This window comes from Bradyrhizobium sp. AZCC 2262, assembly GCF_036924535.1.
Lineage (GTDB): Bacteria > Pseudomonadota > Alphaproteobacteria > Rhizobiales > Xanthobacteraceae > Bradyrhizobium.
Window position 1 is genome coordinate 1,666,675 of the sequence record NZ_JAZHRT010000001.1, and the last position, 17,591, is coordinate 1,684,265.

Here is a 17,591-nt window from a genome sequence, read left to right on the forward strand (position 1 = left end):
CGAAGGGCTCGCGTTCCGACATCAGTGGCAAGTTTTTTCGTCAGCGCAGGCCAACGGTGTGGGGAGGGTTAGCGTTAGTGTAACCCACCAATATCGCGATCCGCTGTTGGCATCACGCGGCCGAGCGCCTGGTCGAACAGCGCGATGCGAGATTCAATCGTCGCAATAGATCCGAAAATCGGCTTGGCGAGCCGCATGCCCTGGCGTTGGCCGTTCGCCGCTTGCCGGGCAGTTGCGCGTTGCTGTCTTTGGGCTTTCTGGTTGGCCGGGCGTCGCCTTCCAGCGGCTTGATGGCCGCTCTGGAGTCTTGCCCGGGTTGGCCGGCAATGGTCGCGGCCGCCGCTGGAGCGAGTGGCAAGGGCGCGAGCAGCGCCTCGGCCGCGCGCGGCGCCAGCGATGCGCCGGGTTCGACGAACCAGCGAGCAAGCGCTTCCGAGCTAACGGCCGATTTCGGTGGCACGTCATCGAGTATCACAACAGGAACCTCCGGCTCGGCCGGTTTCGCGCTCGCCGCGACGACGGGTTGTGGTGCCTCCACCAGGGTTGCGGGCGCTGTCGTCTCGGCCGTGGCCGCTGGTCCGAATGAGTCGGCGATGACCGAGAGGGTCGCGCCGATCGCAAACAACAGCGCCAACGCCAGCCAAATGACGGTTTGCTTCATTGCCGCACCCCCGAAGCCAATCGAATAAAAAATCGGCCGTATCCCCCAAGTCCGGGATCGACGGCGCTCAACAGCTTCAAAATCAATTCGGGCTGGTTAGAGGCCAACTGATGGCGCTGGAGGGTCGACCTCGGGGCAAGCGTCCTGCGGTTGAGACCAAAGCACCCCGCTGCGCGCCGCGTGGTGCTCTCACGAGCAATCAGGTCGGGGCAGGTGGCCTGTCCGCCGTAGCTCGGTGCGCTCCATCCATCCGACGGCGGCTTACTGCCCGAGCTTCGCCAGCTTGCCTTGCTTCGCCGCCTCGACGGCGCGATCGGCATCCTCGGGCAACAGCAGCCGCTCGGCGACTTGCCGCGCAGCCTCTCGACGCACAGCGGCGACATAGACGTCGTCATCCGCGTAACGTTCCGCGATCGACAGCCGCGGATCGTGCACTTCCTTCCGCGCTGCTTCGGTTGGCGCGAACGGCACCGCGGCGCCCTGCAAGGGATAGAACGCGGTCGGTCCAAAACCTTGCGCGCGTGGATTCCACCCCGTGTAGGTTGCGCGCGGCACGGCGAGCGCGAGCTGGCGGATGCCTGATATCGCCATGCCGTCATCATCAGCCTTCGGCACGAACACGGGATAGCGGCCGATCTCCGTGGGCGGCAGCACGCTCTGGTCGGAGAAGACAGCCAGCGTATGGATGCCATTGAAGGGCAGGCCGGGGATATCGGTGCGCACCGCGCCTTCGGCTGCGACCAGCGTGCCATGGGCGCGCATCGGCACGCGGCTTGCCGGCGGCGGGACGCCATCGCTGATCCAGGCATTGAGATCGGTCAGCAGCGCGCGCATTGGCGCGCCGGCATGAACAGGGTTTTGCGGCAGCGACATCGCCGCCTGGCCCTTACGCATCACGTCGCTGGGGTCGGCAAAATGCGGCGTGCCCGCGATCATGTAGGCGCGGACATTATCAGGCAAATCGAGGTGGTTGCCCGCGAGATCGGTCACCAGCAGCGAGGCGTGGGAGGCCCACCATTCATGCTCACTGTCGGTCTGCATCACCTTGGGGCAGGTCACCGACAGCGCGCAGCGGCGCAGCAGGCCGTCGGTCTTGCCGGAGATCGGATCGCTTAGCGTCGCATAGGTGAACGGGAACAGGTCGGCCTGCCAGGCTTGGTCCTGCGGATGGCGGGGGTTGCGGCCGGGCTGTCCGAAGCGGACGTTGGTCGCCATGCGCCGGGTGCCGGCGACATGTGGCATCAGGCCGTCGAACACGACGCGGCCCTGCAGATCTTCATTGAAGCCGAGATGGAGGAAGTCGCGCAGGAAGCGGCCGGATTGCGAAACACCGAAGCCGATCGCGCGGCTGACGGACGGATGCAGGCCGTTCAGCAACGGATTGGCCGGCGTCGCATCGCGGCGCAGGAAGCTCGCGACATCGCGTACCGCGGCAAAACCCATGCCGAGCGGCACCGGATCGCGCGCCGTGTAGGTGATCTCGTAGAGCGCGCCGGCATCAAAACCGTCGGGCCGCGTGATCTCGACGGTTACGGGATCGACGAGGCGGGCCGAGAGGCCTGATGGCGTCTGGCGCGCGTCGGCCCAGGCGGCGCGAACGGTGACAGTGAGGTTGGCGGGATCGGCCGCAGGCCAGGTCAGTGTTGCCCGCGCGGGACTCGTCGTGGTGTCGAAGACGAATTCCTCGCGCGCAGGTCCCGTCACGCCCTTCAGTACCGGCGCGGTCAACGCCATCTGGCCGGGCTTGGAGGGGATCTCGCCCTGCCAGCCGACCCACACCATCGTGTAGCCCTGGCGGTGCAGGAAGCCGATGCCGGCGTCGCCTGGACCTTGCGCGTTGTTCGCGCCGGGCTGCGATGAATCGTCGAACAGTTGCGGCGCGAGCTTTCGACCGCGGTTGGGCACTTCCAGCAGCAGCGTGCCGTTGCCGCGCGTGGGATCGGCGGGCCGCAGGATCACGACGTCGGCGGTCGCTTCCACTTTGCCGTCCGGGCTGCGCGGCGCCTGCGCGAGATCAGTGATGACGGCGTTGCGATCGTCGGACGGATTGAGGGCGATGGTGGCACGCGCGGTGATCCGCTCATAGGGGCCGACGTCACCAAAGCTGCGGCCGACGAAGGCCGGCAGGCGTTCCACGATGTCGAAGCGGATGACCTCCGCCCGTAGCGCGACCGGTGAGAGGCAAACTGCCGCAATCGCGCCCGCCAATATCTTGCGCATGGCCGTTCCTTCCCTGTCTGGCGCGAGAGGTTGAAATCCTCTCCGCGCTCGTTTTTGTCGCGGCCATCTATAGCATCGCAGGGTGAGGGCGCGCGGAAAATCTCAACGCCGCCCTAACGCGGCAACAGAGGTACAAAATCGTATTCGCCGACCCCTTGCAGAACCAGGAAAGTGAGCGACTTGGCGCCGCCGTTGGTCACCAGGTGCGGTCGCGTGGGTCTGACGACATAGACTTCGCCGGGCTTCAGATTCACTTCCTCTTTCGGCTCCTGCAGGAACAGCCGCATCTGGCCTTCCAGAATGTAAAAAGTATCTGACACATTGGTGTGGGTGTGCCACGGCACCTTCTGGGTTGCAGAGAGCTGCAATTCGGTAATGCGAAAGCCGGGGCGGGCGGCGTGCTCGGCACGACGCTCGACTTCGTAAAGGTGACTGGCGTCCTTGACTGGCTGCGGCTGGTTCATGACGGCCTCCCTCGGATCATCCGCCCCCATCACGTGGTGCCGCGCCATGATAGCCTCGCTTCGTTATCCACGAAACGGTCAGGGGAGGTCCGCATGGCAGGTTCGCGCCAACGCAATCCGCCGTCCAGGGTTGGCGGTCACCGTGGTGGATTGCGGCTTCCGCCTGCGGCCGCCGCTGCCGTTCACCCCAGCTCGTCTTTCTTCCGCTGCTCGCCTTCGCGAAGGCGCTGCGCGATCGCCGTTCGTCTGTAGATCAGCGCAGCCTCATCCGCGAGGCGCTGTGCGAGATCGGCGTGATATTGCTGCACGACGTCGAGCACGGCGTCCTTGGCCAGCTTTCGATGGTGCTCGGCAAGGAATCTGTGCAGGTCAGCGAGCTGTTCGTCGTCCATGGGTATCGCGCCTCAGCCGCAGTCCCGAAACTATACCGCAACCTGTTGATCTTACGCCAGCTTTCGACGCCCTTGGTTACCGTCTGGGAGAACAAAATCGCTGGCTGTTGCGCGGATATCGGCGACCCCGGTTCGTCCGTTAACCATCTGTTAACCATGACGGCCTAGCCTCTGGTCATTGCCAGTTATCACTAGCGGATTTACCGCCCGGTTCGTTCGAGGAGAACAGCCGATGTCTGTTGAGTTTCTGACCTATGACGCCCTCGGCGCCCGCCTGAACATCTCGCCAGCCGCCGCCCGTTCGCTTGCCAGGCGGCTCCGGCTGCCGCGTTCGCTGTCGGACGATGGCAAAGCCCTGGTGAGCATTGATCTCGCCGAAATACACCATACGCCACAGCCACCGGGCCGTCGCCAGGCCAGCCATGTCGCCCTGTTGACGGCACAAGTCGAGGCATTGCGGGCGGAGATCACGCGCCTTGAGGCAAGCTCAGCAAGTCACCGCGCCGATTTCGAGCGCGAACGCGAGCGCGCCGAGCACCTGGTGGCCGAGTTGATGCATGCGACTGCCGAGAGCACGGCGGCCAGGGAGGCGGCGGCGCGGCTTGAGGGGGAGGTGGCAGTCCTGCGGACCCGTGCCCGCACTGATAGCTCGATCGACAAGACGGAGCGCCGGCTGGGGCAGCTCGCCGCGACCCTGGTGGAATCAGACCGCAAGGCGGCACGTGGCTAGCTATCCCTGTCTTCTCATTCCGCAGCGTCGCGGAGCAATCGTGGGGCAACAATGACTGGCATGACCGATATCCACGAGTTGAAGGCGCGCATCATCGTGTGCGGGGTCGGCGGTGCCGGCGGCAATGCCGTCAACAACATGATCGAGGCCGGGCTCGAAGGCGTCGACTTCCTCGTCGCCAATACCGATGCGCAGGCGCTCACCAGTTCGAAGGCCCGGCGGGTCATCCAGATGGGCAGGCAGGTGACCGGCGGCCTTGGCGCCGGCGCGCAGCCTGACATCGGACGCGCTGCAGCGGAAGAGGCCATCGATGTGGTCCGCGAGCAATTGAACGGCGCGCACATGGTGTTCGTCACGGCCGGCATGGGTGGCGGCACCGGCACCGGCGCTGCCCCCATTATCGCCAGGGCCGCTCGTGAGCTCGGCATCCTCACCATCGGTGTCGTCACCAAGCCATTCCAGTTCGAGGGCCAGCGCCGCATGCGCTATGCCGAAGCCGGCATCGCGGAGTTGCTGAAGGAGGTCGACACCCTGTTGATCATCCCGAACCAGAACCTGTTCCGGGTCGCCAACGAGAAGACCACATTTTCGGACGCCTTCGCGATGGCCGATCAGGTGCTTTATTCGGGCGTGGCCTGCATCAGCGACCTCATCGTCAAGGAAGGTCTGATCAATCTCGATTTTGCCGACGTTCTCTCTGTGATGCGCGAAAAGGGCAAGGCCATGATGGGCAGGGGCGAGGCTTCCGGCCCGAAGCGCGTGCTCAACGCTGCGGTGGCTGCGATTTCCAATCCGTTGATCGAGGATCCCTCGATCAAGCGCGCCAGCGGCCTGATCGTCTCCATCACCGGCGGCAGGGACCTGACGCTGTTCGAGGTGGACGAGGCCGCGACCCGCATCCGCGACGAAGCCGATCCGGACGCCAACATCATTGTCGGCGCCACCTTCGATGCAAGCCTCGAAGGCGTCGTCCGCGTCTCGGTGGTGGCGACCGGCATCGACAATCTCGGCGCTGCGCGGCAGGCGCAGCCGGCGGAAGGCTCACTGACGGACCTCGCCAGCCGGCTGAGCAACGACAGGCGCCGCACCACTGAGCGGATCGAGCGCAGTATACCGCCGCAGCAATTCGCCAGTCCGCCGTCGATGCTTCCGATGGCCCGCCACCCCGAGGTGCGACCGGCAAGGCCGATCGTGGAACATGCGCGGCCGGCGGCACCGCAGCGCCTCGATCCGTTCGGTCGCGCCGCTCCCGTACGCGGCCCGGTCGAGGAAAAGATTCTCGATATCCCGGCCTTCCTGAGCCGCAAGGCGAATTGAGCCGTCGTTAGAAATCAATTCGCTTCCAGGTGTCGGAAGCAGAGCTCTGCGACGCGACATCAGGAAGACTGCCGTCAAGGCCGTGCGCTGACGCAATGCGAGTCTCCCGACTCAGTTGGCATTGCCCAAAATCAGCCCTATACTTTCCATCCTCCAGCCTTGCTTTGGTCAAAACGGAGGTTGGAAGTGTCTACAATCCGACGATCGCCCGTTCAGTTGACGGCAAACTGGGAAGAGGCGCCCCATGGATTCCCCGGTGAACACCAGGCAAACCGATCCGCACGCTAATCCGGCACTGTCCACGCAAGAGATGGAGCTGGTCTCGCGCGCCGATGAACGGCTCGCGCATGCTTATGAGCAGATCGTTCGTGCGGATCAAGAACTCGCACGGTTCAATGAACAGATTTCCAGGCTGGAGAAAAAGCCCGCAAACAGGCCTCGTCGGTCATCGCGAGGCAGTCCGGCGCTACGCGGCTTTATCGGCCTGCTGTTGACAGCGGGTATCTGTACCGCTGCTTTCGCCTGGCAGTCCTATGGCGAGACGGTCAGGCCGATGGTCTCCCGGTGGGTACCGCAATTGGCTTCGGATTCGTCGTTGTCGTCGGCAACACCGAAGCTTGCCGACCAGCAGAGCCCGCCTGCCGTTCAGTTGGCTGCGGCGAATACAGCAGCTTCGCAGTTGCCGGCTCCGGCCGAGACCGCGCCGCAAGATGCGGCAGCCGCCGCTGCCGAGCAGACGCAATTGCTCCAGACGATGGCGCGCGATCTCGCAAGCGTGCAGCAAGAGATCGAGCAGCTGAAGGCCAGCCAGGTAGAACTGGCTCGCGAAAGTGCCAGGACCGCCGAGCAGCTCAAGGCGAACCAGGAGCAAATGGCGCGCGTGATCGCCAACGCGTCCGAGCAGAGCCAGCGGCCCAGGACATCTGCAGTGACATCGGCAGCGCCATCAGCTAATCCGCCGCGGCCGGTTGCCACTCCTGCGCGTAAGCCCGTGTCAACGGTTCCGCCGACGCAAGCCAGGGTGCAAGCGCGCGCGCCGGTGCAGGCCCGACAACAGTAGTTTTGACAGGCGTCGCCGTCCGCCGAAGGCGGTGTCACCTCTCTCGCCAGTCGCAATATTTTCCAGCGCTCGGAATACGACAGGCGCAAATGCCGTTCGTTGCGTTGCTGCGCCTGCGCGAATTTCGGCAAGTGCGCCAATCTGTCCCGGCCTTCGCATGTAGCTGTAGCCGGGCGATGCGCTACGCTCCCTGAAAAATCAGGGAGGAATCAATGTTTGCAAAAATCAATCGTCGTCACCTCATCGCTGCCGGTACGGCAGCCGCCGCAATGCCGTTGCTTGCGCGCGGGGCCTCGGCGCAAGCCGGGTGGCCGTCGCGGAATATCCGGATGGTCTGCAGCTATCCGGCGGGCGGGCAGACCGACCTGCTCGCGCGCGCGTTCGGCGATTTCATCACCAGGCAGGTAGGAAAGACCGTCGTCATCGAGAACAAGGCGGGCGCCTCCGGCTCGATCGGCGCCGCGGACGTCGCGCGCGCCGAGCCGGACGGTCATACGATCCTGTGCTCGATCTCGACCACTTATGTGATGAACCGGGTCATGATGAAGAATCCCGGCTACGACATGGACAAGGATCTGACGCTGGTCAGCGTCATTCCGGGCGCCGGGCTGCCGCTGTGCGCCAGCCTGGCGTCAGGCGTCAAGACGCTGGATGATTTCGTCGCTTTCGCGCGCAAGAAGGGTCAGGTGAACTTCGGCACCTATAGCGCGGGCTCGTCCCCGCACATGACCATCAATGAACTCAACAAGCAGTATGGTCTCAAGATCGAACCTATCCACTACCGTGGCGAAGCGCCGATGTGGACGGGTTTGCTGGACGGCACGCTCGATGCCGCGATGGGCAGCTACACGGCGGCGCAAACCGTTCTGCAAGGCGATAAAGCCGTTGTGTTCGCGGTGCATTCGAAGAAGGTCGACGCGATCCCTGATATCAAGACCCTGCCCGAACAAGGCGCGACATCGAAGTTCTTCACCATAAGCGGCTTCACCGGATGGGCTTTGCCAAAGGCTGTGCCGCAGCCGATCGTCGATCGGCTGGCGGAACTGTGCGTGGCAGCCAACAGCGATCCAAAGGTGAAGGAAGTTCTCGCCACTTTCGTGCTGGAACCGGCGCTCGGCTTCAAGGAAAGCAACGCGCTGTATCAGCGTGAATTGCCGACCTGGATCGAGAGCGCCCAGGCGCTCGGCCTGGAGCCTGTCTAGCGCGAAAGCCGATCGGCGGGTAGGGTAGGTAGAGCCAAGCCGTAACCCACCAGCTCATTGGTGCTCGATCTTGAATGTGATGCCCGAGGACGACCCGACCGACGAGATTTCACTCATCGAGGAGCGGCTCGAGGAGCTTGCCGAAGTCTCGGAGCGATGCCGAAAGATCATTCTGGTTTCCAAGGCGGCCATCGCCGGCGGCGCAGCCTTGCTGCTCGCGATGATACTCGGCCTGTTCGGGTCCAGTCAGGTCGCCGCCCTCGGGTCGATCGCCGCGGTGCTCGGCGGCATCGTATCGCTTGGATCGAACGTCAGTACGTTGCGGCAGACGACGGACGCCATCAGCGCCGCCGAGATGCTCCGTTCGGATCTGATCGGCAGGATCGATCTTCGAGTGGTTGGCGATAGCCCCATGAAACTGAGTTGACGTGCCAGCTCGCAGAGGCAGTGCTTAGCACGGGCTGTCCGTAGTCCGCAGGGTGGGCAAAGCGAAAGCGTGCCCACCATTCCTGGTCGAGCAAGTTTGGCGGGCACGGCGTTAGCACGCCTTTGCCCACCCTACGAACCACGAAGCCCTCACTTCATCCCCGTGCAGCTCGCATAGAACGTCGTCGTCGCCGGCCAGTCCGAGAACATCGCGCGCACGCCGACCTGTTTGGCGAGCACGTCCAGCACCGTCAGCGTATCGCCGTCGCGATCGACCGCTGATTTGATCGACTTGTGATAGAAGCCGCCGCCCTTGTGCAGCGGGCCGTCGCGCTCCAGCGACCAGCCGATCAGGTCGAGGCCTGCGGCTTTCGCCGCCTTGGCGTATTCGGACGGGACAATCTCGCGCTTGTCGTTCAGCGTCAGCATGGTCCAGATCGGCGGCCCGAGGATGGCTACGCCTTGCGCCTTCAATTCCGCCATCGAGGGTTTCCAGGTTTCGGGCTTATTGGGATCGAGACCCTGCTTCTCGTAGCGCTCCTCGAGATAGACCGCCTGCTTTGCGAATTCCGGCTCGGTTTTCACCCAGTAGAGCACGTCGGCGAGATTGAAGCTTTGCGCGAACACGTCGCTCGCGGGAATGCCGGCTTTCTTGTAGGTGTCCAGCATTTGCGATGCGTATTTCTCCTGGGTGTAGTCGCCGTCGAACGGCATCGCCACTTCGGGCGCCTTCAATTCCGGCGTGAACTTGGCGCCCAGGCTTTTGATCAGCACGATGCTCTCATCATGCGTCATCAGCGTGCCGGAATTGGCATAGAGATCGGTGCGCCAGCGCGGCGTGCCGTTCTGGTATTCTTCCGGCGTCTTCGCATCGGCGTTGAAGCCGTCCATCTTGGCGGTGAGCCGCCGGAATTCGGCGAGCGTGATGTCGCTCGTGCAGCATTTTGCCGACGCCTTCTTGCCGGTGGCGGGATCAGCCGGGCTGAAGGCCTGTGAGCATTTGGCGGCTAGCTCCGGCTCCGTCAAAATATTGGTCGTGGTATGCAGGTCGCACTGCGAGTGCCGGCAGACCAGTTCGCGGTCTTTCGTGAACGTGACGTCGCATTCGATGATTCCGGCGCCCATGCGGGCCGCCGCCAGATAGGACTCCCTTGTATGCTCGGGGAATTCCAGCGCAGCGCCGCGGTGGCCGATGGAAAAGTCGGTCTTGCGAAACGGCCCGGTGCATTGGCTGAGCTGTTGCTTCAGCGGCCCGTCCTTCATCTTGTCGACCAGATAAAACGGCCGCGGCCCGACCTGCGCCTCGCGCGGCAGGGCAATGTCCTGCGCCATGGCAGGCATGGTCGCGGTCAGGAAGCAGAGCGCGGAGAGCAGGGCAGGGCGATGGCGGGCAGGCATGGTAGCACCTCGGAAAAACGCGTTGCGCGCGGCCTTGATATCACGGAGCATGTGACAGTTTGAATGGTGCGCAGGGTGGGCAAAGCGCAGCGTGCCCACCCTTTCCTGCACCGTTGTTGATGGACTCTACAAGAACAATTCCAGGGAGAGAAACATGCCTGCAGCTTTCTTCGTCGTCCGCGCCACCGTATCAGACCCCGCCAAGCGCGAGGCCTTCGGCGCCTGGTATTCGCGCGAGCATCTGCCGGATGCGATGAAATCGTTCGGCGCCGTAAAGGCGTGGCGTTACTGGAGTGCGACCGATCCCTCGCTGCACCAGGCGATGTACCAATTCACGGACAAGGCTGCGCTCGATCGCGCGATCGAGGGACCCGAGATGAAACGCCTGATCGCCGATTTCAACCGCGACTGGCCGGACGTGACGCGCACGCGGGATGTGCTGGTGCTGGCCGAGGAGTTGGTCCCGGCTTGAGATGCGGGCGGCGCCCGACGTCACACGCCCGCGCGATGCAGAAAAGCCGCAGCGGCGACAAATGTTCCGCCGCGAAGAGGCGCGCACGTAAATATTTCCGGGATCGGATTCATTCGCAACGAAGCTGAACGCGCAGTTCAGCGGGCGTTCATCTCGGCACCTCGAAACTCTCTTCTTCGCACCCAGCAGACGGAGGAGAAGATGTGATGGAACGCCGCCACTTTCTGAAACTCGCCTTTGGATTTGCCGCGGGCGGCATCGCGCTTGCAGCGAGCGCGCAGGCCGCGCCGCTGATGCCGGCGCCGCTCGCCGACGACGCCAAACTGCCCGTCAATCCTGATGCGCAACCCGCCGTCACCTCGGGCGAGGAGGTCGATCGCCTCACGCCGGAAGAAGTGCGCTGGGGCCACGGCCGCCATCGCGGCTGGGGCCGTCGGCACTGGGGCTGGCGTCGCCGGCATTGGGGTTGGCGCCGCCGCCGTTGGCGTCGCAGGCATTGGGGCTGGCATCGCCGCCGTCGTTGGCGCCGCCGCTACTGGCGTCGTCGTCGTTACTACTGGTAAGGCGCCTTAGAGCGTGAGGGTTTCAAGTCGACGCTCGCACTATCTCCGTCATCCTGAGGCGCGAGCGAAGCGAGCCTCGAAGGATGAGAGGCCCGTGGCCGTCGCCCTTCGAGGGCCGCGCTGCGCACGGCCACCTCAGGGTGACGGATCACGTTAGTTGAAGCCGGCTTCATCAGGCTTTGGGGATCTCTGAACAAGCAATAAAAAAAGCCCCGCGAGAGCGGGGCTTTTGTCTTGCCTTGGAAATGTCAGTAAGCGCGGCAGCGTCCGTAGCGCCACACGGTGCCGTAAGGGCACACGCGGCCGGGCCGCACCACGACGACCGGAGCCGGCGCCACGACGACCGGGGCCACAACGACCCGGCGGTTGGGCTGGCAGCCGCCATAGGGACCACGATGCCAGCCGGGGCCGCATCCGCCCGCGGCTTCCGCCGCGCTGAAGCTGGCAATGGTGCCCAGGGCCAAAACTGCTGCGAAAAGGTATTTCATGTTTTCTCCCGTTTTCGGCCGCAAGGGCGGCACGGTTCGGAACCTAGTCACGAACAGCTGAATGGAACATGAATGTCGTTGATTTGTCATGGAGCTACGGCCAAAAATCCGAGCACCAGTTCGTTGTATCTGGCCGGCGCTTCCAGGAAGACCAGGTGCCCGGTATTCGGCACCACTTCGGCCCGGCCGTTCGCCATCTTTGCGGCGAGCGCCTTGGCCAGCTCGGCATTTTGTCCCATTTTCGCGCGCAACGCCTCTGGCGCATTGGGTCTTCCCGGCGCGTTGTGGTCGTCGGCGCCCATCACGAACAGCGTCGGCTGCGTGATCAGCGGGATCTCGTGCACGACAGGCTCGCGGTAGATCAATTGCGCCGAGCTGACGAACGCGCGCAGCCAGCGCGGATATTCGGCGCTGCCCTTGATGTTGAAACGCGCGTCGATGAACGGCGTGACCTGTTCGGGCGGCAGTTTTAGCGCGTAGTTTGTCTCGAGCTGTTTGCGATAACCGTCCGCGGTGAGCTTGTCTTCGTTCTCAAGAATCTTCTCGGTCGGCGTCGGCGGCACGTAGAGCCGATAATCCTCCAGGCCGATCGGGGCGGTGAGCACCAGATGCGCAATCCGGTCCGGGTAGGCTCGCGCGATCCGCACGCCCAGCATGCCGCCGAGCGAATGCGCCACGATGTCGGCCTTGGCGATCTGGAGATGATCGAGCAGCGCGATGGTGTTGCGCGCCAGCGTATCGAAATGCAAATCGCCTTGTGGCTTGGAGGATTTGCCGAAACCGATCTGGTCCGGCACGACCACGCGATAGCCGGCATCGTTCAAGGTCTTGATGACCGGCGCCCAGTAGCTCGATGGAAAATTCCGGCCATGCAGCAGCACCACGGTGCGCCCGTTCGGCTGCGCGGGAGCGACATCCATATAGGCCATCCGCACCTGCTCGCCGTCGTTCACCAGCGGCAGCAGGTGGACGGGGTAGGGATAGACAAAACCTTCGAGCCCGATGCCGTACGGCTCGCGCGCGGCAGGTCGTTCAGTTTCCGCTGCGGTCGCAGACAATAACGGCATCGCGGCCAAGGCGGCTGCTACCACGCCGACGCACATCCCTCGCATCCCGAAACTCCTGTTCTCAAGACAGGGGCGTATTGATGCCGACGTCGCCCGGTGTAAAGTCTTTGCATTTCACGTTTTGGCGAGAGCATAGGCTGGCTACTCTCATGGTGAGCGCTGCCATGCCGCGCTGATGCACGAAGCGGACGCAAAAGCCCGCGCGCCACTTTGCAGTAATGCCCTTCCCCTGTACCATCATGCCAAGACGACCGACATCAGCGGTCGCTACGGCAAGGGGAGGGTTTTAATGCGTCGCCACATTATCGCCGCGCTCGCGCTCCTGTTATGGGGAGCGGGGCTGACCGCCTCCGCGGTCGCGCAGCAACCGGTCAAGCTCGGTGTCCTCAACGACCAGACGGGACTGTACGCGGATCTCTCCGGCATGGGTTCGGTCCACGCCGCACGCATGGCGGTCGAGGATTTCGGCGGCAAGGTGCTGGGCCGGCCGATCGAAGTCATCTTTGCCGACCACCAGAACAAGCCCGACATCGGCGCCAACATCGCGCGGCAGTGGATCGAGACCGAGGGCGTCAGCCTCATCCTCGACGTTCCCAATTCGGCCGTGGGGCTCGCTGTGCGCGAGGTCACGCGCACGCACGACGCCGTTGACATCAACACCGGCGCCGCCACGTCGGATCTCTCCGGAAAAGCCTGTTCGCCGCACGGCGTGCACTGGAGCTTCGACACCTACGGCCTTGCGGCGACGATCGGCCAGGCGTTGGTGAAGCAGGGCGGCGATAGCTGGTTTTTCATCACCGCCGACTACGCATTCGGGCATGCGCTCGAGCGCGACACCTCAGCGTTCGTCACGGCCGCCGGTGGCAAGGTGGTGGGGGCCGTGCGCCATCCACTCAATACCGCCGACTTCTCGTCCTTTCTGCTGCAGGCGCAAGCCTCGAAGGCGAAGATCGTCGCGCTCTCGAACGCCGGCGGCGACACCATCAACGCGATCAAACAGGCTGGGGAATTCGGCTTGGGCCGCAAAGGCGACCAGCGCGTGGCTGCGCTCCTGCTGCAGTTTCCCGACACCCACGCCCTTGGCCTCGAAGCGGCGCAGGGCCTGACCGCGAGCGAGACCTTCTTCTGGGACCTGGATGACGCGACCCGCGCCTGGACCAAACGCCTCGTCGCCCGGAACGCAGGGAAACCGCCGAGCATGATCCATGCCGGGACCTATGGGGCGACGTTGCATTACCTCAAGGCGGTGGCGGCAGCCGGCACGACCGATGCGACCAAGGTCGTCGCCAAGATGAAGGAACTGCCGATCGACGACTTCTACACAAAAGGCACGGTGCGCGAGGATGGACGTGTGATGCGGCCTTATTATCTGCTGCAGGTGAAGAAGCCCTCGGAATCCAAATACCAGTTCGATTATCTCAAGCTCCTTGCCACGGTGCCGGCTGAGCAAGCGGCGCGGCCGCTCAGCGAGAGCGCTTGCCCGATGGTGAAGCAACGCTGAGATCGGTCGCGGCGACGTGTCGGCGGCTCGCACGTCCGTCGGGCGCGTTATTCGGCTTTCAGCCCGGCGCTGAAATCGCCCTCGGAAACGCAGGCACCGTTTGGTCTGCGTTCCCGCCGGATTGGTTCATGAGTCGCGCTTAAGCCGGCTCGCTTCCGAACAGCGCGGCGAAGCGTTTTTCGCCGGTGCGGGTGAAGTTGACGACGCGGCTGCCCGGCGCAGGATCCCGCGCTGCCCAGTTGAGTTCGGTGAAGCGGTTCATCACGGCGGCGCCGAGCGTGCCGGCGAGGTGATGGCGGCGTTCGCTCCAGTCGAGACAGGCCTTGCACACGGGACGGCGCGGGTGCGCCAACGCCTCCGTGTCGATCTGCAACGCCTCGGCCATGAAGCGCTTGCCTTCGCCGGTGAGTTCGATGTCCTGTTTTGTCTGCCGGACCAGCCGTTGCTTGCGCAGGCTGTCGAGCATCTGCACGCCGAGGTCGCCGGCCAGGTGGTCGTAGCAGATCCGCGCCCGCCGCAGCGCCGGCTCCTTCGGCCCCGTGCGCACGCGCGTGTGCCCGGCGCGCTCGGCCAGGCCCGCAAGGCCTTCGAGCACATGGGCGACGTCGGGACCGGTGAGACGGTAATAGCGGTGGCGGCCCTGTTTCTCCGGCTCGATCAGGCCGCCGGCTTCGAGTTTCGCCAGATGCGAACTCGCGGTCTGCGGCGTGATGCCGGCCTGGTGCGCCAGCTCGCTCGCGGTCAGCGCGCGGCCGGTCATCAGCGCCGTCAGCATGTTGGAACGCGCGGGATCGCCGACCAAAGAGGCGACCATGGCGATGTCGGGGCCTGCTTTCATAGTTCGATGATAGCCGAAGCATCGCGGTAGGGCAAGCGGCTATTCTCCGCTCTCAGCTCCGTCATTGCGAGCGAAGCGAAGCAATCCATGCCGCCACAAGCGGAGGGATGGATTGCTTCGTCGCTTCGCTCCTCGCAATGACGGAGGAGCAGCACAGGAGCCCCGTCATGACCATCACCGTTTTCATTCGCTACCAGCTCGATCCGTTCAAGCGCGCCCAGTTCGAGCAATATTCGAAAAACTGGCTCACGATCATCCCGAAATGCGGCGGCGACCTGCTTGGCTACTGGATGCCGCATGAGGGCACCAACAACATCGCGTTCGCGCTGATCTCGTTCGAGAGCCTCGCCGCCTATGAAAGCTACCGGGCGCGCCTGCGCGCCGACAGCGAAGGCATGGCCAATTTCAATTTCGCCGAGGAAAACAAGTTCATCCTCGCCGAGGAGCGGACGTTCCTGCGCAAGGTCGTGGCGTGAGGCGTCTGGCAGAACCGGCGCTGCGTTCCTATCTACGCGGCGCCAACAAACATTGAGGGGAGCGATCCATGCTGACACCTGCTGACAAACGCGCCGCGTTCAAAAAATTGCACGAGAGCGGATGCTTCATCATCCCGAATCCCTTTGACGTCGGCAGCGCGAAGGCCTTGCAGCATCTCGGCTTCAAGGCGCTGGCTTCCACCAGCGCGGGCTTTGCCTGGACGATTGCCAAGGCCGACAACCGCGTCACCGTCGACGATGTCTGCACGCATCTTGCCGCGATCTGCACGGCGGTCGATATCCCCGTCAATGCCGACTTCGAGGACGGCTTTGCGCACGAGCCGGACAAGGTCGGCGTCAATGTCGCGCGCGCCGTGAAGACCGGCGTCGCCGGCCTTTCGATCGAGGATTTTACCGGAGACAACGCAAAGCCGCTGTTCGATCGTGCGTTGGCAATCGATCGCATCCGGGCGGCGCGGAAAGCCATCGACGCCGACAACAGCGGCGTGCTGCTCACCGGCCGCTGCGAGGCGTTCCTGCGCGGGCAGAAGGATCTGGCGCTCGTGATCGACCGGCTCACCGCCTATGCCGAAGCCGGCGCCGATTGCCTCTATGCGCCCGGCATCGCGACGGCGGAAGAGATTTCGGCGGTCGTGAAGGCGGTCGCGCCAAGACCCGTCAATCTCCTGGTCGGCGCAGCCGGCCCGTCGCTGAAAATCGCGGGCGATCTCGGCGTACGCCGGATCAGCGTCGGCGGCGCGCTGGCGCGGATGGCGTGGGCCGGTTTCATGAAGGCATCAAAGGAGATGGCCGAGCAGGGGACATTCAGCGAATTCACCAACGGCTATCCCGGCGGCGAACTCAACAAGATGTTCAGCTAAAGCGTGAACCCATCAATTCAGAGCGGCCACTCGCGCTCAGCGCTTCGGCTTTGGCAGCACCATCCTGCCATGTGAAGCAATGTCGCCCCACTTGGCAGACCAAGCGACCTCCGAGGCGGAGGGGCGCTCGGTGCCCTTCGGCCCCTGGGCACCCTGCAGCGCAAACAGCGCGCCCTGGGGATCGACGCACCGCGCGATCCAGCAATTATCGGACAGTTCGATCGGACCCTGGAGCATCCGGCCGCCGCCACTATTGACGCGCTTGGCCGCCGCGCCGATGTCGTCGACATTGAAGTAATAGAGCCAGCACGGCTGCGGCACGCTCGGAAGCTTGGTGAGCATGCCGCCGAGCGTCTGTCCGGCCGACGAGAACAATTGATAAAAGTCTGCCGGATCGGTTTCGCCGGGGTCCTTCTGCCAGCCGAAAAGTTCGCCGTAGAAATCGAAAATCTTGTTCCGGTCCTGAGCCAGCAATTCGTGCCAGCCCACGCGCCCCAACTCGTCCAGGCCGCCGGATTGCGGTTGGCCATATGTTAGTCCGCTGACCAGCGCAAAATTCGCCTTTTGCGGATCGGCGACCACTGAAACCCGGCCGATATTGCTGTCCGTCGGCGGCAGCATGACAGCGCCTCCGCGACGCCTGATCTGTGCGGCCGTCTCATCGATGTCATCGACGGCGACGTAGCCGAGCCATCTCGGAGTTGCCCCCAATCGCCGGCCCTCTTCCGGGAGATCCATCAGCCCGCCTACCGGAACCTCGCCCGCAGTAAGCACTGTGTAGACCAGATCCTCGGTCGACTCATCCTTCGCACCCCAGCCGACGACCTGGCCATAAAAGGCGCTTGCGGCCTCGACGTCCGTGGTCAGGAGTTCATACCAGGCGAAGCGTGCGGGTTGATCGACCAAGCAATTCTCCGTTCAGATCCGGGGGCGATTGCGCACTGCACCAAGTCGCAGGCGTTGCGGCCATTGGACGAAAATGTGGCGACAACGTTCATGAAGATGAATGCAATCTGAAAGTGCGCCATTACATTTTCGTGTGCGCATGAATCTTGCCTACCTTATTCTGTCCGCGTAGGATCGGTCCTACGGAGATCCTTCTTGTAACATGTTGGAGGATGCGACCATGCCTCGGGTGAAGCAAGCTTCGAAAAGGAAGCGAGTAACCAAAGCCGCAGCACCGGTGTTGGGAGCCGCAGGACTAACTTTTTCGCTAGCAGGAAGTGCATATGCAGCGGCCGTACCGACGGCCGATGTTCAGCGGCCGAATTTCGCACCTGGCGTGATGATCACGCTCGGTGAAGAGGAAATTGCCGACGTCAGCCTCGCTACGTTCCGTCTCTTCGCAGACGAAGAAAATACCCTTAGCGGCGTGCAACTGGCCCGCGGATGCGGTGGCTGCCGCGGATGTGGTGGATGCGCCGCCCGTGGATGC

The 17,591-nt window shown here is 63.8% G+C and carries 19 protein-coding genes; 10 read left to right on the forward strand and 9 right to left on the reverse strand.

Features of this window, described 5'->3' with window-relative positions:
• Positions 1-112: 112 nt before the first annotated feature.
• The 4 genes from V1283_RS07870 to V1283_RS07885 all read right to left on the reverse strand — a co-directional run bounded on the left by V1283_RS07870 (position 113) and on the right by V1283_RS07885 (position 3,737).
• The gene (locus V1283_RS07870; protein WP_334385856.1) at positions 113-661 is read right to left on the reverse strand and encodes a hypothetical protein; all 549 of its coding nucleotides are present in this window, start codon (positions 659-661) and stop codon (positions 113-115) included.
• A gap of 261 nt (positions 662-922) precedes the next feature.
• A complete protein-coding gene (locus V1283_RS07875; protein WP_334385858.1) occupies positions 923-2,881 on the reverse strand; it encodes an alpha/beta hydrolase domain-containing protein in 1,959 nt (652 codons plus the stop codon).
• 113 nt (positions 2,882-2,994) lie between these two features.
• Positions 2,995-3,345, reverse strand: coding sequence for a cupin domain-containing protein (locus V1283_RS07880; RefSeq protein ID WP_334385859.1), 351 nt, complete (start codon positions 3,343-3,345; stop codon positions 2,995-2,997).
• A 182-nt stretch (positions 3,346-3,527) separates the two neighbouring features.
• Complete coding sequence (locus tag V1283_RS07885; RefSeq protein WP_334385860.1) at positions 3,528-3,737, reverse strand: hypothetical protein; 210 nt, start codon at positions 3,735-3,737, stop codon at positions 3,528-3,530.
• A 232-nt stretch (positions 3,738-3,969) separates the two neighbouring features.
• Here V1283_RS07885 and V1283_RS07890 point away from each other — a divergent pair, with 232 nt between their 5' ends.
• The 5 genes from V1283_RS07890 to V1283_RS07910 all read left to right on the forward strand — a co-directional run bounded on the left by V1283_RS07890 (position 3,970) and on the right by V1283_RS07910 (position 8,473).
• A complete protein-coding gene (locus tag V1283_RS07890) occupies positions 3,970-4,467 on the forward strand; it encodes a hypothetical protein (protein ID WP_334385861.1) in 498 nt (165 codons plus the stop codon).
• A gap of 51 nt (positions 4,468-4,518) precedes the next feature.
• Positions 4,519-5,784: a cell division protein FtsZ gene (ftsZ, locus tag V1283_RS07895; RefSeq protein ID WP_334385863.1), complete on the forward strand. Its 1,266-nt coding sequence runs from the start codon at positions 4,519-4,521 to the stop codon at positions 5,782-5,784.
• Between the two features lie 244 nt (positions 5,785-6,028).
• Positions 6,029-6,844 carry a hypothetical protein gene (locus V1283_RS07900; RefSeq protein WP_334385864.1) on the forward strand — a complete coding sequence of 272 codons (816 nt, stop codon included), beginning with the start codon at positions 6,029-6,031 and terminating at the stop codon, positions 6,842-6,844.
• A 212-nt stretch (positions 6,845-7,056) separates the two neighbouring features.
• Positions 7,057-8,046 carry a Bug family tripartite tricarboxylate transporter substrate binding protein gene (locus tag V1283_RS07905; protein WP_334385865.1) on the forward strand — a complete coding sequence of 330 codons (990 nt, stop codon included), beginning with the start codon at positions 7,057-7,059 and terminating at the stop codon, positions 8,044-8,046.
• A gap of 79 nt (positions 8,047-8,125) precedes the next feature.
• Positions 8,126-8,473: a hypothetical protein gene (locus tag V1283_RS07910; RefSeq protein ID WP_334392985.1), complete on the forward strand. Its 348-nt coding sequence runs from the start codon at positions 8,126-8,128 to the stop codon at positions 8,471-8,473.
• Between the two features lie 149 nt (positions 8,474-8,622).
• Here the strand turns inward: V1283_RS07910 and V1283_RS07915 are convergent, their stop codons facing one another.
• A complete protein-coding gene (locus V1283_RS07915) occupies positions 8,623-9,870 on the reverse strand; it encodes a glycerophosphodiester phosphodiesterase family protein (RefSeq protein ID WP_442895711.1) in 1,248 nt (415 codons plus the stop codon).
• A gap of 154 nt (positions 9,871-10,024) precedes the next feature.
• On the opposite strand from V1283_RS07915, the gene V1283_RS07920 reads away from it, so the two are divergent.
• Positions 10,025-10,342, forward strand: coding sequence for a hypothetical protein (locus V1283_RS07920; RefSeq protein WP_334385866.1), 318 nt, complete (start codon positions 10,025-10,027; stop codon positions 10,340-10,342).
• Between the two features lie 206 nt (positions 10,343-10,548).
• A complete protein-coding gene (locus V1283_RS07925; protein WP_334385867.1) occupies positions 10,549-10,905 on the forward strand; it encodes a twin-arginine translocation signal domain-containing protein in 357 nt (118 codons plus the stop codon).
• Positions 10,906-11,153: 248 nt separating this feature from the next.
• On the opposite strand, the gene V1283_RS07930 is transcribed toward V1283_RS07925, so the two are convergent.
• Complete coding sequence (locus V1283_RS07930) at positions 11,154-11,393, reverse strand: GCG_CRPN prefix-to-repeats domain-containing protein (RefSeq protein WP_334385868.1); 240 nt, start codon at positions 11,391-11,393, stop codon at positions 11,154-11,156.
• 86 nt (positions 11,394-11,479) lie between these two features.
• Positions 11,480-12,505 (reverse strand): alpha/beta fold hydrolase, encoded by a 1,026-nt coding sequence (locus V1283_RS07935; RefSeq protein WP_442895712.1) that lies wholly within the window; start codon positions 12,503-12,505, stop codon positions 11,480-11,482.
• Between the two features lie 244 nt (positions 12,506-12,749).
• On the opposite strand from V1283_RS07935, the gene V1283_RS07940 reads away from it, so the two are divergent.
• Positions 12,750-13,961 carry an ABC transporter substrate-binding protein gene (locus V1283_RS07940; protein WP_334385870.1) on the forward strand — a complete coding sequence of 404 codons (1,212 nt, stop codon included), beginning with the start codon at positions 12,750-12,752 and terminating at the stop codon, positions 13,959-13,961.
• A gap of 139 nt (positions 13,962-14,100) precedes the next feature.
• Here V1283_RS07940 and V1283_RS07945 read toward each other — a convergent pair whose 3' ends face one another.
• Entirely contained in the window at positions 14,101-14,799 is a 699-nt protein-coding gene (locus tag V1283_RS07945; RefSeq protein ID WP_334385871.1) for an ArsR/SmtB family transcription factor, read from the reverse strand.
• A 167-nt stretch (positions 14,800-14,966) separates the two neighbouring features.
• On the opposite strand from V1283_RS07945, the gene V1283_RS07950 reads away from it, so the two are divergent.
• On the forward strand, positions 14,967-15,275 hold the full coding sequence (locus V1283_RS07950) for an NIPSNAP family protein (RefSeq protein WP_334385872.1): 309 nt from the start codon (positions 14,967-14,969) through the stop codon (positions 15,273-15,275).
• Positions 15,276-15,343: 68 nt separating this feature from the next.
• Positions 15,344-16,156, forward strand: coding sequence for an isocitrate lyase/PEP mutase family protein (locus V1283_RS07955; RefSeq protein ID WP_334385874.1), 813 nt, complete (start codon positions 15,344-15,346; stop codon positions 16,154-16,156).
• Between the two features lie 36 nt (positions 16,157-16,192).
• Here the strand turns inward: V1283_RS07955 and V1283_RS07960 are convergent, their stop codons facing one another.
• Complete coding sequence (locus V1283_RS07960) at positions 16,193-17,062, reverse strand: VOC family protein (RefSeq protein WP_334385876.1); 870 nt, start codon at positions 17,060-17,062, stop codon at positions 16,193-16,195.
• Positions 17,063-17,591: the final 529 nt, after the last annotated feature.

Excerpts from the sequence above, each read along its gene's own strand:
- V1283_RS07915 (WP_442895711.1), bottom strand. The coding sequence starts at position 9,870 with ATGCCTGCCCGCCATCGCCCTGCCCTGCTCTCCGCGCTCTGCTTCCTG.
- V1283_RS07925 (WP_334385867.1), top strand. The coding sequence starts at position 10,549 with ATGGAACGCCGCCACTTTCTGAAACTCGCCTTTGGATTTGCCGCGGGC.
- V1283_RS07940 (WP_334385870.1), top strand. The coding sequence starts at position 12,750 with ATGCGTCGCCACATTATCGCCGCGCTCGCGCTCCTGTTATGGGGAGCG.
- V1283_RS07945 (WP_334385871.1), bottom strand. The coding sequence starts at position 14,799 with ATGAAAGCAGGCCCCGACATCGCCATGGTCGCCTCTTTGGTCGGCGAT.
- V1283_RS07920 (WP_334385866.1), top strand. The coding sequence starts at position 10,025 with ATGCCTGCAGCTTTCTTCGTCGTCCGCGCCACCGTATCAGACCCCGCC.
- V1283_RS07870 (WP_334385856.1), bottom strand. The coding sequence starts at position 661 with ATGAAGCAAACCGTCATTTGGCTGGCGTTGGCGCTGTTGTTTGCGATC.
- ftsZ (WP_334385863.1), top strand. The coding sequence starts at position 4,519 with ATGACTGGCATGACCGATATCCACGAGTTGAAGGCGCGCATCATCGTG.
- V1283_RS07930 (WP_334385868.1), bottom strand. The coding sequence starts at position 11,393 with ATGAAATACCTTTTCGCAGCAGTTTTGGCCCTGGGCACCATTGCCAGC.
- V1283_RS07890 (WP_334385861.1), top strand. The coding sequence starts at position 3,970 with ATGTCTGTTGAGTTTCTGACCTATGACGCCCTCGGCGCCCGCCTGAAC.
- V1283_RS07955 (WP_334385874.1), top strand. The coding sequence starts at position 15,344 with ATGCTGACACCTGCTGACAAACGCGCCGCGTTCAAAAAATTGCACGAG.
- V1283_RS07950 (WP_334385872.1), top strand. The coding sequence starts at position 14,967 with ATGACCATCACCGTTTTCATTCGCTACCAGCTCGATCCGTTCAAGCGC.
- V1283_RS07935 (WP_442895712.1), bottom strand. The coding sequence starts at position 12,505 with ATGCGAGGGATGTGCGTCGGCGTGGTAGCAGCCGCCTTGGCCGCGATG.
- V1283_RS07910 (WP_334392985.1), top strand. The coding sequence starts at position 8,126 with ATGCCCGAGGACGACCCGACCGACGAGATTTCACTCATCGAGGAGCGG.
- V1283_RS07880 (WP_334385859.1), bottom strand. The coding sequence starts at position 3,345 with ATGAACCAGCCGCAGCCAGTCAAGGACGCCAGTCACCTTTACGAAGTC.
- V1283_RS07885 (WP_334385860.1), bottom strand. The coding sequence starts at position 3,737 with ATGGACGACGAACAGCTCGCTGACCTGCACAGATTCCTTGCCGAGCAC.
- V1283_RS07875 (WP_334385858.1), bottom strand. The coding sequence starts at position 2,881 with ATGCGCAAGATATTGGCGGGCGCGATTGCGGCAGTTTGCCTCTCACCG.
- V1283_RS07905 (WP_334385865.1), top strand. The coding sequence starts at position 7,057 with ATGTTTGCAAAAATCAATCGTCGTCACCTCATCGCTGCCGGTACGGCA.
- V1283_RS07900 (WP_334385864.1), top strand. The coding sequence starts at position 6,029 with ATGGATTCCCCGGTGAACACCAGGCAAACCGATCCGCACGCTAATCCG.